This window comes from Almyronema sp. (genome assembly GCF_052168255.1).
GTDB lineage: Bacteria > Cyanobacteriota > Cyanobacteriia > Phormidesmidales > Phormidesmidaceae > Sphaerothrix > Sphaerothrix epifaneia.
Genome location: NZ_JBQLZL010000105.1, coordinates 15313 through 29346, shown reverse-complemented (window position 1 = coordinate 29346; position 14034 = coordinate 15313). Strand labels below are relative to the sequence as shown.

The following is a 14034-nucleotide window of genomic DNA, read 5'->3' as shown; positions in this document are numbered from 1 at the left end:
ATGACACCGATGCAATCAAAGCTAAGCTTTCCACGATTTTCTTGGCAAGGGCTGCTGTCTGTGCTGATGTACGGCTTTATGTACGGGCCAATTCTGGTGTTAGCTATCTACAGCTTCAATGATTCCAACCGCTATACCTCCGTCTGGCAAGGCTTTAGCTGGCGCTGGTACCGCCAGCTTTTTCAAGACGATCGCATCTTTCAATCCCTGCAAGATACCCTGATCATTGCTGTTGTCGCTGTCAGCATTTCCGCCGTTTTGGGCACGCTCATGGCCATTGGCTTAGCCAAATATTCTTTTCCAGGCAAAGCCCTTTATCGCGGCATTTCCTATTTGCCACTGATTATTCCAGATATTGCCATTGCCGTAGCAACCCTGGTTTTTTTGGCGTCTATTGCCGTTCCCCTCAGCCTGTGGACGATCATTGCCGCCCACATGGTGTTTTGCTTAGCTTATATTGCGGTGGTTGTCTCCAGCCGTCTTAGCGGCTTAGATCCTAACTTAGAAGAAGCGGCTTTAGATTTAGGGGCTACGCCGACGCAGGCGCTAGTCAAAATTTTGCTACCGGAACTTATGCCTGCAATTGTTTCCGGCTGCCTTTTGGCGTTTGTTTTAAGTATTGACGACTTGCTAATCTCTAGCTTTACCGCTGGGAGCGGGGCTAATCCGCTACCGATTGAAATTTTTAGCCGCATTCGCACAGGCGTAAAGCCAGATATGAATGCGCTCAGCGTTCTTTTGATTCTCAGTTCTGGTTTGCTAGCTGCTCTAGCAGAATACTTGCGCTACAAAGGCAGCGACTCACCTCGGTAAAGTTTAAAAGATTACGACCATCCCGTCAGTAGAAGCCGGAGATCAGCTATGCTGCAAGCATAACAGACCCCAAACGAGAGTGAATCAACATCCTGACAACTGACTTGTAAGCTCTCAAGCTTGGGGAGGCTCATAAGTTACGCCCAGCGTTGAGGACAAAGTCAACGATACTCACTCAGGAAGTTGAATGATTACCCAAACAAATGCAAAAACGCTGCTCAAGATTTTAATTGGTGCAGCCTGGATCGACGGCAAAATCCAGCCTGAAGAAAGACACCATCTCAACCGCATCGCAACAGAACAAGGGCTAGCAGAAGATGCCGATATTAAACCCCTCTTGGGCGGGCTAGTAAGCGTAACGCCTGAGCAGTGCTATAGCTGGGTACAACAATATTTAGGCGATCGCCCTACGGTTGAAAACTGTCAAAAGCTGGTCGAAGCCATCAGCGCTCTCGTTTATAGTGACGGCGAAGTGGCGCTAGAAGAAGCCAAACTCCTTAATCGAATTCAGCAAATCGCCGATAGCCATCCCCATCCCGAGCCGCTTTCAAAAGCAATCCTCGGGATGATTCGTCAGCTCTACCAAGATTTAATTGGTAAATCTCATTAATTAGAGCTGCCGTCGTCAGACGCATCTTCTTTGACTTTAGGGATAAAATCAGGCCGATCTTTACCTTCCCATCCGGCCGGACGCTTGGAGTTGTACCAGGCAATAGAGCCAATAGAAACCGCAGCCACGAAACCAACCACATAAACCAGCGTAAAGGTTAAGGGAAACCCCCCTGCGCCTTCTGCAACCGCCAAAACAAACAAATTCATCTCTATTCCTCAATTGAGATCTATCTTTGCGCCGCAATCAACTGTCGTGCGGGCTGAAAGATAACTACCAATCTACTCTGCTGAGGTATCAGCTGGAGCAGCGTTTTCGTTAGCAGGCATGGGGGCTGGCGCGGGTGGTGGAGCCGGAGCCGGGGGAGGGGGCGCGGGTGCGGGTGGCGGCGCTGAAACAGGAGCTGGCTCAGGAACCGCGGGTGAGGTAGCTGGGGGTGAGCTGTCTGCAGCAGGAGTCGGTCGAGTTGGGGCTGATTCGGCGGCGGGTGCCGTTGGTTCTTGCGGGGCAGCCGGAGCAGTATTAGTAGGCGTACCTGCTTCACCCGTGCCCGAGCGACGAGACGATCGTGACGGACTGCCTTCATCACTCGCCCCAGCATCTGAATTGCTTTCAGAGCGATCGCGCCCTGAAGTTTCCGATTCCGGTTCTGGTTCATACGATCGCGATCGCGATCTTTCGGACGAACTCTCCCGCTCGGCAGGCGCTTTAGCGCTGGTAACTTTTCCAGGCTTGACAGGTTCCGCTTTAATACTGCCTTTACGCCCGGATAATTCCGGCAGTTCAGGAAAATCTGCAACCGGAATATCATCAATAAAACTATTGACGAACTGCCGCCAAGCATAAGCAGCCGTGCTGCTAGCGCCCCAGGTAGGCGAACTGTCATCGTTGCCTAGCCAAACGCCCACTACTAGCTGAGGCATGTAGCCGACAAACCAAAGATCGCGGTTGCGCTCAGAGGTGCCCGTTTTACCTGCAACCGGACGACCAATGTTGGCATTACTACCTGTTCCTCCCTGGACAACGCCGCGCAGCATCCAGGTCATAATGGCGGCGGTGTTGGGATCAACAGCCTGCTCAGGCTCCACCTTCATTTCGTAAATGACTTCGCCCTGACGGTTCAACACCCGCCGAATACCATGGGCTTCTGCATGCTTACCTTCGGCTGCTAGCGTGCCGTAGGCATTGGTTAGCTCTAGCAAATTGACTTCAGAAGCCCCCAGCGCCAGAGAATAAGTAGGCTGTAGCTCTGATTTGATCCCCATTCGGCTAGCCATTTTGATCACCGGATCAAAGCCGACATCGACCAGGGTTTTGACCGCCACAATGTTGATAGACGACATCAACGCCTGCCGCAGGGTGACGGTGCCGCTGTACTTGCCCCCGTAGTTTTTCGGTTCGTAGCCATCCACGACGTACTTGGCGTCAGCATAGCTTTTGTAGGGAGAAAACCCAGCCGCGATCGCAGTGGTATAAACAAAAGCTTTGAAGGTCGAGCCGGGTTGGCGCTGAGCCTGCGTTACGCGGTTAAACTGGCTTTCGTTAAAGTCATTGCCACCCACCATGGCCTGAATTTCACCATTGCGCGGATCAATTGCGACAATGGCCGCCTGCTCAAATCTCTGACGCCAGCCAATATTTTCAATCGTGTTGCGGACGGTTTCTTCTGCCGCTTTTTGGCGTTTGATGTTGAGGGTTGTTTCAACCGTCAAGCCACCTGCTTCTAGGACTTCAGGCGGTAGTAGCTCAGTGAGTTGCTTTTGCACATAAATCGTGAAATAGGGAAACTCACTGTAAAGATATTTAGGCTCTTTAGGGGTCGTGGCAATTTCTTGAGCCTGGGCAGCTTGAGCTTCGCTGGCTGTGATGATGCCATTGGCCAACATACGACTGATGACCAAGTCGCGCTGCTGGCGAGCAGCTTCCAAATCATTCAGGGGTGAATAAACGCTGGGTGCAGGAGCCATACCTGCAATCAAAGCCGATTCTGCCAGCGTCAGCTGATCAACCGATTTGCCAAAGTAAATCCAGGCAGCATCAGCTACCCCATAAGCGCCTGCTCCCAAATAAACCAGGTTGAGATAGCGCTCTAAAATTTTGTCTTTAGACAGCTCTTGGTCAATTTTGCGCGCCAGTAAAACTTCTTTGAGTTTGCGCTGAAAGCTGCGTTCTTGGGTCAAAAACACAATGCGCGCCAGTTGCTGGGTGATGGTGCTAGCCCCTTCTACAACTTGACGCTGCCGGAAGTTTGCCAACGCCGCCCGCGCGATCGCCTGGTAGTCTACGCCTTCGTGTTCATAGAAGCGGCGATCTTCCGCGGCAATAAATGCCTGTACTAAATCTTCAGGAATCTCTTCGTAGCTCAGCCCTTCACGAGTTGCTGGCCCTAGTTTCTGCAAAATAGTGCCGTCTGAGGCCACAAGCGTCACAGTACCTGTGCGCTCGTAGGTCAGCACTTCAGAAACAACTGGTAACGACGCCTCTGTCGCTTGCCAAATTCGGTATCCCTTGGCGGCTCCACCGGCGACAGCTGCTCCCCCCACTAAGACCAGCCAAAACAGCGGGCGAAAATACAGCGGGCGACGATAAGGGCGAGGAGGGCGTTGCCCTGCCAGCTTTTGCCGTCTTTTCTGGGGTATATCCAGAGTGGCTTCTGCATGAGAAACCTGAGTTTGGCTTCGCCGGGGAGACTTGGGTGAAATCTCTGGCGATGAGCTGCCAAGCTGAGACAGCTCCCGCAGCCTAGTGATAAAATTGGTCACTTCTTTCCCTCGTTCACCACGAAAGCTAAACCAAATGAAAACGCTGAACCAAAAGCTGCATCAGCCTGGATTTGGCAAAATGTAGCAGGTTAAGCGTACCCTGAATTAGCGAAGCAAAGCGAAACAGTTCTTCGTAATTTATCAAGAATCTAGGTTTTTTCCAATCTCTTGAGCCGGAATTGCTTAGTTAAGTTGAGTTGACTCAGTCTGGCAAACGTTTTTACCGAAGCCAACGGCGATCGCTTGGAGCCAGTTAAACCCCAGCATGACCTAAGGCTAGCGCCGCAACTAACATGCCTAGAACCAGAAAAGGCTGGGCGCTGGCCTGGTACTTGACATCGTTTTCGAGCGGATTACGCAGGAAATACATATCCTGAAAAGTGATTTGCGGAATAATGAGCAAAATGAGTAAAACAGCATAGCGGTTTTGCTGAATGCCCATTAAATAAGCTGCAATACCACCCTGAAAAATATCGATCATTAAAACGCAAATCCAGGCTGCCGTTGTGATACCAAACATCACAGGTAAAGACTTTAGCCCTAGCTGGCGATCGCCCTCGACGCTTTTAAAGTCGTTGACAACCGCAATACCCAGCCCAGCCATGCTGTAGATCAGCGTCAGCACGACAATGGTGGCATTCAAATCACCAAACAGGGCATGTCCAGCCCACCAAGGCAGCGCAATATAGCTAGCGCCTAAAGCGTAATTTCCCAACCAGCCATTTTGCTTCAGCTTCAGCGGTGGAGCCGAGTAAATATAAGAGAGAAAAGAGCCGCCCAGCGAAAGGACTGTAATAGTCGGAAACGCGTGTCCAGCCCAGCGATCTAAGCCATAGGCGATCGCTATTCCGGCAATTAGCAGCAGCCAAATTTGGCTCACCACTTGAGGGATAGAAATGGATCCTGAAGGAATTGGCCGATACGGCTCGTTAATGGCGTCAATTTCGCGATCGTAAAAGTCATTGAGCGTCTGAGTATAGCCTGTTAACAAGGGGCCTGATAACAACATGCAAGCCGCCGCAATCAGTACATGCTCAAAGCTCCAACGGTAATGCCCGGAAGAAGCTGCCCCACAGACGACTCCCCAAATGAGCGGAATCCAGGTGATGGGCTTCATCAACTGCAGGCGAATCTTCCAGATCGACGTCTCCCCCGATTCAGCGCCCTTCATGCCTAACAATTGGCGCGTTTTGCTCCCTTTGACCGCGTTAGGGGCGGCTGGCGCAGTCGCAGAAACCCCAGTCTCCGCTGACAATTCAGATCCCTTCTCAGACATAGTGCTGTCTCAAAATCTCAGCAAACGACGCATGCGGCCTTGAAAGCATCCGCTAGCAAGGCCGCTAACTTATGCCTATGTTGACACGACTTGAGCGTTCTGGCGGACGTCTCTAAAAAGAAATGACCAAATAGGGAGCCTGAAACTTGGCTCCGACTACAGGCTGTCCCTGCAGCTCAGGGGGCAGTAAAATGTTACGGCGCTGATCGCCAGCTTCGATTGTTACCTCTGGGCCATACTGAGTTAGCTTTACCTGGCGTTTGTCAAAGCTGGGGAGAAACAGGCGAACCTGGCGGCTAGAGACATCAACGGCAACCGGACGCGGCATCTGTGCAGCTTGGTTGAAATCAGGCAAAGCCTCTATTAGCGGTTGCCAGTTACCTCGCTGCCACGCCGGAACCGGACTAACGGCCAGAGGCGAGAAAACGCTTTGATCAATTGCCGCTGAATCTGCTGCACTAGCAATCACGCCGCCCACCGTTAGACCCACTTGCTGAGCGCTGCCCCACAGGTAGCGAGCCGCCGCGATCGCCGCTGGATCAGCCGTAGTCACCAAATAGGCAGCTACTCGCTCCGGATCGTTAACGGCTCGTCGCCCTTGGCTCATTAAATCGTTCATCTGGTTGGTCTGCTGGTCTACTAGCCCGCCTGACCAATCCACATTCAGCACCGCACTTGCAACTGGCTGAACAAAGGGCGCTAGGGTTTTACCCAAATCAGAGTCTTGAAAGACCTGGCGAAAGCGACGAATATACCAGCTAAAGATCTCTGGCATGCCCCACATTCGCAGCAGGTCGATGCTACCTAAACCGTCATAGACAATCACTTCATAGCGATCGCTGGCATCATACTCCCGTAGAGCATTGAGTGCCAAAGCGCTGTCCATCCCCGGCAGCACCCCCAATTCTTCGCCATAAACTGCCTTGAAAAAAGGCGTCCGCAGATATTGAGCCTCTAGCTCTTTCAGTTGTCCCCAGCTACGCTCCAGCAACACTGCTGACTGAAACTGAACAACCTCCAAATGTGCTTCTAAAGGCTGCGGATCAGGGCTGAGATTAAAGTCTAAAAGCTGGCCAGGAACGGGGCTAGGATCTTGAATGGCAAGCAAAACTCGTTTGCCCTGCTGAGCCAAACGCTTAGCGGCGGCAATGGCTGTCAGGCTACGCCCCGTACCGCCCTTGCCCAAAAATGTCAGGATAAAGGCCATAGCGATCGCTAAACTGGTTTGAGTTCATCTTCAAAAAACCAAGTACTAAAGTTGTCGTCAAATTTGACCACAACCCCCACATTGCTACCATCCACCATCTTGTATTGCTCGATTACACCGCTCTGTCCTAAGCGCTGACCCACCTTAGGAGACACTCGATCTCGTAGCCGATAAACTTTAACGCGTTGTCCGATTTCCATACCCAACTTTGCCAGATTTGCCAGAATCACACTATTCAAACCATTCCACAGTTTATCAGCGTCTTGTCCTTAATTGGAGAATTAACTCAGCCCAAGATCGATGCGGCAATGAGCCTCCATAATAATGAAGCTGATGAACTAGGCCACCCGGTAAACAAAAACCCTATGCTTGCAAAACGTATTTTGCCTTGTCTGGATGTCAAAGCAGGCCGCGTCGTTAAAGGCGTTAATTTCGTCAATCTGAAAGATGCAGGCGATCCGGTTGAGCTGGCTCAAATTTATGACCAAGCCGGAGCCGACGAGTTAGTGTTTCTTGACATTACGGCTACTCATGAAGATCGAGACATCATTTTTGACGTGGTTTACCGCACGGCAGAGCAGGTTTTTATTCCGCTAACCGTGGGAGGGGGTATCCAAAACTTAGAAACAATTAAAAAATTGTTAAGAGCTGGAGCCGATAAAGTGAGTTTGAACTCAGCAGCCGTTCGCGATCCAGCCCTGATCAACCGCGCTAGCGATCGCTTTGGTGCCCAGTGCATTGTCATCGCCATTGATGCCCGTCGTCGCAGCGACCCCCAGCAGCCTGGGTGGGATGTGTACGTGCGCGGGGGTCGAGAAAATACGGGTTTAGACGCCTTGAAATGGGCTGAGGAAGTTGTGCAGCGAGGGGCTGGCGAACTTTTAGTTACCAGCATGGATGCAGACGGTACCCAAGCAGGCTATGACCTGACCTTAACGCAAGCGATCGCAGCCAGTGTCGATGTTCCAGTCATTGCTTCTGGCGGAGCGGGCACTTGTCAGCATATTTATGAAGCCCTCACCGTTGGCCAAGCCGAAGCCGCTCTACTGGCTTCTTTATTACACTATGGACAGCTCACCGTTGCCGAAATTAAAGCTTATTTAGCGCAGCATCAAATTCCTACTCGCTTACCCTAATTTTTAAGCAACGGCTGTAGCCACCCGCGTCAAAACACTCTAATGGCTGAAAGCCGCTGACCGAAAAGCTTTCCTACTGCCTTTAGCTACAGCGGTGACCACCCTTTTGGCCTCAAACAGGCGCAGCCAGCACAGCTTCAAGCTAGCGTTGTTATTTTTCTTAGAGCTTCTTAACTATTTAAGCCCCCACTTCCTTAAAATATGTTAAGTTAATTAATGTACGACGCTAGTGGACGCTGATCTAGCTATAGCTTCTTATGCTGCTTCTAATTTTGGCTATTGTAATTGGGTTAGTAGCCTGGGCATTGCAGCTGATGGAAAAGGCGATCGAAGGCCAAGAATTTTCCCTGATGCTAGCTGGGTTTTTAGTGGCCTCCACGGCTGCAGCCATGATGGCGGTCTATTTTTTGATGGGCAACTATGTGGTGTTTGTTACCCAAGCGGCTCATGCTTCTGATCATGTAGAAATTTCTCAGGTCAGCGACTCCAGCGCCATTCCGTCCTGGCTGGTAGAAGCTGAGTGGGAATCGTTGCCCTAAGTTAAAGGAAGCCCGCGTTAGCCAAAGGTTTGCCGCTTGCCGCTCAAAATTTCAAAATTTCTCAATCTTTCCTAAGCTAGCGCAACAGCGCACTCCAGGTTGCGGAGCCAACAATACCGTCAGCCGTTAGCTGGTACTGACGTTGAGCTTGTTGCACGGCTCGTTCTGTTGCTGGCCCGAAGATACCATCAATGGCACCGCTGTAAAACCCCAGCGCTTGTAGACGTTGCTGCAACCTAGCTACGGCTGGGCCATACATTCCTTGGCGCAAAACAGGTAGCTCAACCGGGGCAGAGGCATTGGTTCTGGGCGGGTTAGCAGCGGCGGGAGAGGCGGCGGTGGCTGGCTCTGCAGTTGCGGTAGTTTCAGGTGCCGCGTTGGCAGTTGTAGCAGCCGGGGTAGCCTCAGTCGGAGTCGCCGAGGTCGCTGGGTCAGGTGTGGCAGCTTCAGCGGTGGCGGGGGTTGCAGCCTCTACGGTTTCGTCAGTCGTTTCTGCAGCGCTGGTTGCTGGTGGACTATCGAGGTCTGGCGGGCTGGGCAGCAAACGATTCCAAGTGGCTGGCCCAACAATGCCATCTACTGAAAGTTCAGCAGCCTGCTGAAACTGCGCCACGGCTGTTTGGGTTTCTTCGCCGTAGACGCCATTAACGGCTCCCGTGTAATAACCCAGCAGCTTTAGCAGCGCTTGTAACTCAATGACAGGTTCCCCTTCACTATTGAGGCGTAATGTCGGTCGGGCACCACGCTGCTGCGTTGCCGAGATGTTTTCAGTAGGGGAGGCGGCTTCTGTTGGAGGAGATTGAGCCACGGCGGGGGTAATGGCTAGCCCGCTAGCGATCGCACTTAGATAAGCCAGCCGTGACCACCGAGCGCAAAGCTGACTGAGCCGAGATAGCGTTTGGCGTTTATTGATCAGCGGATGTTTGGCTAAGGTCATAAGTCAAGCAACTGTTAAAACTGTCACAATTACAAGCAGGCCAGACTGAGCGCCCACTTGCCCTGTGAGCTTGGCCTTGCTGTACCTGGGTTTGTCAGCCCATACTGAAGCAACTGCTGAAGCTAAGCATACTCTATGAAATCTTCATTATTGAACCAATTTCGCGGCGTTCTTTTAGGAAGGGCGATCGCCGATTGGAGAAGTGCCTGCGATCGCAGTGCGGTGGCCGCTCTGGCTTCTAGCTCGTTACCTGCCGTACCCAAGCGTCAACCTTTTCTAAATCTTGCCGTCGTTGGAGTTGCCGACTTTAAGGGCAATAACTGGGCTGGCTGGGCTGGCAATGGCGCTGAGCTAAACGGTTGCCCCATCACAACGGCATTATTTTATCTGCCAACCTTTTTGCTTTTCTATCAAGATGCAGCCAAAACGCAGCACCTATCTCATTACCTTACTCTGACTGCTGAGCAGCCGCCACCAGAAAACACCTTGATTACCTGCTGGCTGGTATCGGCTATTTTAGATTTGGCCTTGCAAGGACAGCTTAGCTCAGCGGCGGCTCTGCACCCCCTTTTTCATCTCTCCCCGCCAGACATGATGGCTCTGCCTGTAGCCGCTTCTACCTGGCAGCAAGACTGGGAGCCGTCTTGGCATTGCCTGGTAGAAGCCTATGATTCTCCTCAAGGGTTGACGCTTTTTCAGCGGCAGCTACAGTCATTTTGTCGACCTCAGCTACAGCCCTTCTGGTTGGCGCTCTACGGTTTACTGAGTATGCCGGATGACTATTCCTTAGCGATTGAGCGTAGCTTGAAGGCGATCGCTCAGCCTGCTTTAACTACAGCGCTATTGGGGGCTTGGCTGGGTGGAAAACTGGGGTTATCCGGCATACCTCTTTGCTGGCAAAGGGATTTTCAGCTATCAACTCAGGCAGCTAGCCAGGGCGCAAGTTATTCGGCCTCTTCAGTGGAGCAATTTGCCGATAACCTTTTTGCCTACTGGTGTGGAATTAGCACTAGCAGCATCAACAGCGAGGGGCAAATGCCTGCGATCGCAACGCTGTAACTTCAACTATGCTGAAAAAGACAGCGCATCTCCTACCTCAGGGGCAAAAAACACCCACTAAACTAGAGTTAGGCTGAATCAGTGCTGGGTGTTTTTTCTTTACGCTCTCAGCAGGAAATGTGATCAATCCAGCCTTGCCATCGTCAGGCGGGATGAATTTCAGGTAAATCTTGGTAAGACTAACAGGAAATAGACGACTGCCACAACTAAAGTTGGGTTGCAATGAGCAACGTTAAACTAGCGATAGCCTTGGTGGAGTTATGAAATTGCTCCGACAGCTGATAAATCAAGTTGATCGACAGTGGCAGTTAGCACTTGGGAAAACGCCTAAGCAATCGCTTTCGGGATTTTTTAGACAAACCCCCCAGTCAGCCAAAAATTATGGCTACGTTTTGAAGTTGCTGACGGCACCGGAAACCGCAGCCACCGCTGGTATCGTTTCGCGCACGGCTGCTCAGCGCATTGCCGCCCGACGACGCTGCAAACGGAAACAAAGCATTAATCCTCAATTAGCCTTAGCCTTGGCCGTTGTTTCTCTCACGGCAGCTTTTGGTCAGCGATTTTATAACCAGCCGGAACTTCAGGTAGATACCCAATCACCTCAGACCTTTGTTGCTCCCAGAGCAGTCACGGTAATCGACGAACAAGCCACCGAGGAAAAGCAGCGAGCGGCTCGCAACGGGGCTTTGCCAATTTTCATGCTGAATGAAGAAGTTAACCAGGAAATTAACAAAACCCTGGAAGACTTTTTAACAGAGGGCAGCAATCTGCGACGGCAAATAGGCAGTTTTCCTTTTGTGCCTACCTATGTGCTTTCAACGGCAACCCAACAATATATTCGGCAAGCAGCAGAGGCAGATTGGCAGCTATTTTGGCGTTTGCTGCAGCAGTCGAATGCGGCTGGCTCAGCTTCGAGTGCAACAACAGCCCCCCAGTCGGCGTTAGCAGAGATTCAGCGCGATCGCCTGCAGCCCATTCAGCAACAGGCTTTACGAGAGCTGCTAGCTTATCAGCAACAGGCGACTGCGCAAGAAGTTAGTGCTTTGGCACTTACCCTTAAGCGCGCGCGCGACAACTATCAGCAAGTCGCTGCAGACTTAAAAAGTCAAGCTGCCCTAAACCCCGATTTCCCCTTTACCGTCAGTTGCTTAGATCTCTCGGATGCGGAGTGGCGATCGCTGCAACGTACCGTTCTGCAGGTCGGGCAACGGATGCTCAGTCAGGGCATCGCGCCAGGACTACCAGATAACTTGCTCCAAAAGGCTGTACAAATGCAGTTGCAGGGCAACCTGCCGATAGGTACAGAAGCAATGGCCACCCAGATCTTGATGGCCGCCTTAGAACCCAATTTAATCGAAGATCCAGAAAGCACCCGACTACAAGCTGAGCAAGCAGCTCAGGCCGTTGACCCAGTAACCGTTGCCATCGGCACGGATGAAGTGATTGTGCGCGAAGGGGAACGAATTACGCAAGCCGATTTCGTTTTGCTCGATCATTTTCAATTTAGTCGCCGTCGTTTCAACTGGTTAGGGCTAGTTGGCTTTGGCGTGTTTGTTAGCGGCGGCGTCTCCGTTTTTTTGCTGGTGGAACGGTTTTATCCGCCGGGGCTGCGCCGTCGAGACTACGGCCTCGTTATTTTGCTGTCTTTAGGTTCAGCCGGACTAATTGCAGTGGGATTTCCGGCCACGAGTTTGCCAGCCGTAGGATTGTTGGTGGGCAGCTTCTATGGCGCAGCGTTGGGAGCCACAGTAATCGGACTGTTGGCAGCGATGTTGCCCATTGGCGCTGGCGTCGGGGGTATCCCTCTGGCTGCCAGTGCGGCGGGTGCATTAGTCGGTGCATTAGTCGCTGCCCGACTGCGATCGCGCGAAGAGTTAGCTCTGCTAGGAGGGGTGGTGGGTCTAACCCAAGGCGTTGTTTACCTGGCTTTAACGCTAATGCTTAGCCCCGTATCTAGCGCCGTTTGGATCAGTATTTTGTCCGCTTCGGCTTTGCAAGCCCTCTACGGCGTCGCCTGGAGCATTGTGGCAATTGGCCTTAGTCCTTATCTAGAGCATCTGTTTGATTTAGTCACCCCCATTCGCTTGGCAGAACTGGCAAACCCCAACCGTCCCTTGCTGAAACGCTTGGCCTCCAATGCACCAGGCACTTTTCAGCATACGCTGTTTGTCGCTTCCCTAGCCGAAGCAGCCGCCCGCGCTTTGGGTTGCAATGTTGAATTAGTGAGAGCCGGAACGCTCTACCACGACATTGGCAAAATGCACGACCCAGAGGGTTTCATCGAAAATCAAATGGGTGGCCTCAACAAACACGACGAAATTAACGACCCCTGGAGAAGTGCAGACATCATTAAAAAGCACGTCACCAAGGGCATTGAGATGGCTCGTAAGTGTCGCCTACCCCGCGCCATCGAGGCATTTATTCCGGAGCATCAAGGCACGATGCTAATTAGCTATTTTTATCACCAGGCTAAAGAGCAGGCCCAAGCTGATGCTGCCATCCAGGTTCATGAAGCTGACTTTCGCTATGATGGGCCAATTCCGCAGTCGCCCGAAACGGGTATTGTCATGCTGGCTGACTCTTGTGAAGCGGCTTTGCGATCGCTGAAAGAAGCCACTCCAGAAGAAGCCCTATCAATGGTCAACAAAATTTTACGCGCCCGCTGGCGAGACGGACAACTGGCAGATTCTTGTCTTAGTCGCGAAAACATGGCCGTTATCGCCGACATTTTTGTGCAGGTGTGGCAGCAATACAATCACAAACGCATTGCCTACCCTAAAGGTGCTTTGAATCTAGCCAGCAAATAAGTGTATTTGCAAACTTTTAGAACAGTTTGCGACTTATTAACCCTTTAAGCCACTACCTGAATCAGTAGGCACGATATAGCGCTGCAAAGCGACGAATACCAAAATAATCGGCGCGATCGAAATCACCGAACCAGCGGCAATTTGTCGCCAATCATCGCCAGACAACCCCCCTGCTAGCCTAGCTACTCCCAGGGGCAAGGTATACATTTCCGGGCGGTCTAACACAATCAGCGGCCAGAGAAAATCGCTCCAAGACCCGATCAGCACAAAAATCGCCAGCGTCACCAAAGCCGGACGCACGGCTGGAATCATCACATTCCACCAAATGCCTAACTCGGAACACCCATCTATGCGGGCTGCTTCTTCTAGCTCCTTAGGCACACCTTGAAAGGCTTGGCGCAGCAAAAAAATGCCAAAGGCCGAAGCCAGCGACGGAAAGATAATGCCGAGATAGGTATTGCGTAACCCTAGCTGCACCGTCAACACATAGAGCGGAATCATCACGATTTGAAATGGAATCATGATGGTAGAGACGACAATGGAAAAAATCACCTCCCGACCGCGAAACGAAAGCCGAGCCAGAGGGTAAGCTGCCAGGGCACAAAACAGCAGGTTGAGAACAACCGTTAGGACGGCAACTAGCGTGCTGTTAAAAAAATAACGCCCGAACGGATTGGCTTGCCAGACAGCAATAAAGTTTTGAAACGTTGGCTGCTGCGGTATGAACTGGGGTGGAAATTGAAAGATATTTTCAGTGGGAGACTTGAAGGCGGTGCTAATCAGCCAGAGCAGCGGCAGCAGCATGACCAAAGCGATCGCACTCATCACGCCATAAGTACCGAGTCGCTGTCCGAAAGACTTTTGGGGAAACCCAGATGAAGACGGCAT

Annotated in this window: 13 protein-coding genes; 6 read left to right on the top strand and 7 right to left on the bottom strand. The window is 51.7% G+C overall.

Going from position 1 to position 14034, the window contains the following annotated elements; genetic code table 11:
* A complete protein-coding gene (locus ACTS3T_RS22080) occupies nucleotides 1-813 on the top strand; it encodes an ABC transporter permease (RefSeq protein WP_462935758.1) in 813 nt (270 codons plus the stop codon).
* A gap of 187 nt (nucleotides 814-1000) precedes the next feature.
* Nucleotides 1001-1423: a tellurite resistance TerB family protein gene (locus ACTS3T_RS22075; RefSeq protein ID WP_462935757.1), complete on the top strand. Its 423-nt coding sequence runs from the start codon at nucleotides 1001-1003 to the stop codon at nucleotides 1421-1423.
* Here ACTS3T_RS22075 and psb35 read toward each other — a convergent pair.
* The 5 genes from psb35 to petP form a co-directional block, all read right to left on the bottom strand.
* Nucleotides 1420-1632, bottom strand: coding sequence for a photosystem II assembly protein Psb35 (gene psb35, locus ACTS3T_RS22070; RefSeq protein ID WP_462935756.1), 213 nt, complete (start codon nucleotides 1630-1632; stop codon nucleotides 1420-1422). The two genes, ACTS3T_RS22075 and psb35, sit on opposite strands and share 4 nt — an antisense overlap.
* Before the next feature lie 72 nt (nucleotides 1633-1704).
* Entirely contained in the window at nucleotides 1705-4185 is a 2481-nt protein-coding gene (locus ACTS3T_RS22065) for a PBP1A family penicillin-binding protein (protein WP_462935755.1), read from the bottom strand.
* Between the two features lie 253 nt (nucleotides 4186-4438).
* Nucleotides 4439-5461, bottom strand: coding sequence for a chlorophyll synthase ChlG (gene chlG / locus ACTS3T_RS22060; RefSeq protein WP_462935754.1), 1023 nt, complete (start codon nucleotides 5459-5461; stop codon nucleotides 4439-4441).
* Nucleotides 5462-5573: 112 nt separating this feature from the next.
* Nucleotides 5574-6668, bottom strand: coding sequence for a Get3/ArsA fold putative tail anchor-mediating ATPase NosAFP (locus tag ACTS3T_RS22055; RefSeq protein ID WP_462935753.1), 1095 nt, complete (start codon nucleotides 6666-6668; stop codon nucleotides 5574-5576).
* An 8-nt stretch (nucleotides 6669-6676) separates the two neighbouring features.
* Entirely contained in the window at nucleotides 6677-6868 is a 192-nt protein-coding gene (gene petP, locus ACTS3T_RS22050; protein ID WP_462935752.1) for a cytochrome b6f subunit PetP, read from the bottom strand.
* Between the two features lie 165 nt (nucleotides 6869-7033).
* Here petP and hisF point away from each other — a divergent pair, with 165 nt between their 5' ends.
* Both hisF and ACTS3T_RS22040 read left to right on the top strand, forming a co-directional pair.
* Entirely contained in the window at nucleotides 7034-7804 is a 771-nt protein-coding gene (hisF, locus tag ACTS3T_RS22045; protein ID WP_462935751.1) for an imidazole glycerol phosphate synthase subunit HisF, read from the top strand.
* A gap of 257 nt (nucleotides 7805-8061) precedes the next feature.
* Entirely contained in the window at nucleotides 8062-8343 is a 282-nt protein-coding gene (locus tag ACTS3T_RS22040; protein ID WP_462935750.1) for a hypothetical protein, read from the top strand.
* Between the two features lie 76 nt (nucleotides 8344-8419).
* On the opposite strand, the gene ACTS3T_RS22035 is transcribed toward ACTS3T_RS22040, so the two are convergent.
* A complete protein-coding gene (locus tag ACTS3T_RS22035; protein WP_462935749.1) occupies nucleotides 8420-9280 on the bottom strand; it encodes a peptidoglycan-binding domain-containing protein in 861 nt (286 codons plus the stop codon).
* A 135-nt stretch (nucleotides 9281-9415) separates the two neighbouring features.
* Here ACTS3T_RS22035 and ACTS3T_RS22030 point away from each other — a divergent pair, with 135 nt between their 5' ends.
* Together ACTS3T_RS22030 and ACTS3T_RS22025 are read left to right on the top strand one after the other, a co-directional pair.
* Nucleotides 9416-10339 (top strand): hypothetical protein, encoded by a 924-nt coding sequence (locus ACTS3T_RS22030; protein ID WP_462935748.1) that lies wholly within the window; start codon nucleotides 9416-9418, stop codon nucleotides 10337-10339.
* Nucleotides 10340-10599: 260 nt separating this feature from the next.
* The gene (locus ACTS3T_RS22025; RefSeq protein ID WP_462935747.1) at nucleotides 10600-13146 is read left to right on the top strand and encodes an HD family phosphohydrolase; all 2547 of its coding nucleotides are present in this window, start codon (nucleotides 10600-10602) and stop codon (nucleotides 13144-13146) included.
* Nucleotides 13147-13182: 36 nt separating this feature from the next.
* Here the strand turns inward: ACTS3T_RS22025 and ACTS3T_RS22020 are convergent, their stop codons facing one another.
* Complete coding sequence (locus ACTS3T_RS22020; RefSeq protein ID WP_462935746.1) at nucleotides 13183-14034, bottom strand: carbohydrate ABC transporter permease; 852 nt, start codon at nucleotides 14032-14034, stop codon at nucleotides 13183-13185.

Excerpts from the sequence above, each read along its gene's own strand:
- ACTS3T_RS22080 (WP_462935758.1), top strand. The coding sequence starts at position 1 with ATGACACCGATGCAATCAAAGCTAAGCTTTCCACGATTTTCTTGGCAA.
- ACTS3T_RS22075 (WP_462935757.1), top strand. The coding sequence starts at position 1,001 with ATGATTACCCAAACAAATGCAAAAACGCTGCTCAAGATTTTAATTGGT.
- psb35 (WP_462935756.1), bottom strand. The coding sequence starts at position 1,632 with ATGAATTTGTTTGTTTTGGCGGTTGCAGAAGGCGCAGGGGGGTTTCCC.
- chlG (WP_462935754.1), bottom strand. The coding sequence starts at position 5,461 with ATGTCTGAGAAGGGATCTGAATTGTCAGCGGAGACTGGGGTTTCTGCG.
- ACTS3T_RS22055 (WP_462935753.1), bottom strand. The coding sequence starts at position 6,668 with ATGGCCTTTATCCTGACATTTTTGGGCAAGGGCGGTACGGGGCGTAGC.
- petP (WP_462935752.1), bottom strand. The coding sequence starts at position 6,868 with ATGGAAATCGGACAACGCGTTAAAGTTTATCGGCTACGAGATCGAGTG.
- hisF (WP_462935751.1), top strand. The coding sequence starts at position 7,034 with ATGCTTGCAAAACGTATTTTGCCTTGTCTGGATGTCAAAGCAGGCCGC.
- ACTS3T_RS22040 (WP_462935750.1), top strand. The coding sequence starts at position 8,062 with ATGCTGCTTCTAATTTTGGCTATTGTAATTGGGTTAGTAGCCTGGGCA.
- ACTS3T_RS22035 (WP_462935749.1), bottom strand. The coding sequence starts at position 9,280 with ATGACCTTAGCCAAACATCCGCTGATCAATAAACGCCAAACGCTATCT.
- ACTS3T_RS22030 (WP_462935748.1), top strand. The coding sequence starts at position 9,416 with ATGAAATCTTCATTATTGAACCAATTTCGCGGCGTTCTTTTAGGAAGG.
- ACTS3T_RS22025 (WP_462935747.1), top strand. The coding sequence starts at position 10,600 with ATGAAATTGCTCCGACAGCTGATAAATCAAGTTGATCGACAGTGGCAG.
- ACTS3T_RS22020 (WP_462935746.1), bottom strand. The coding sequence starts at position 14,034 with ATGCCGTCTTCATCTGGGTTTCCCCAAAAGTCTTTCGGACAGCGACTC.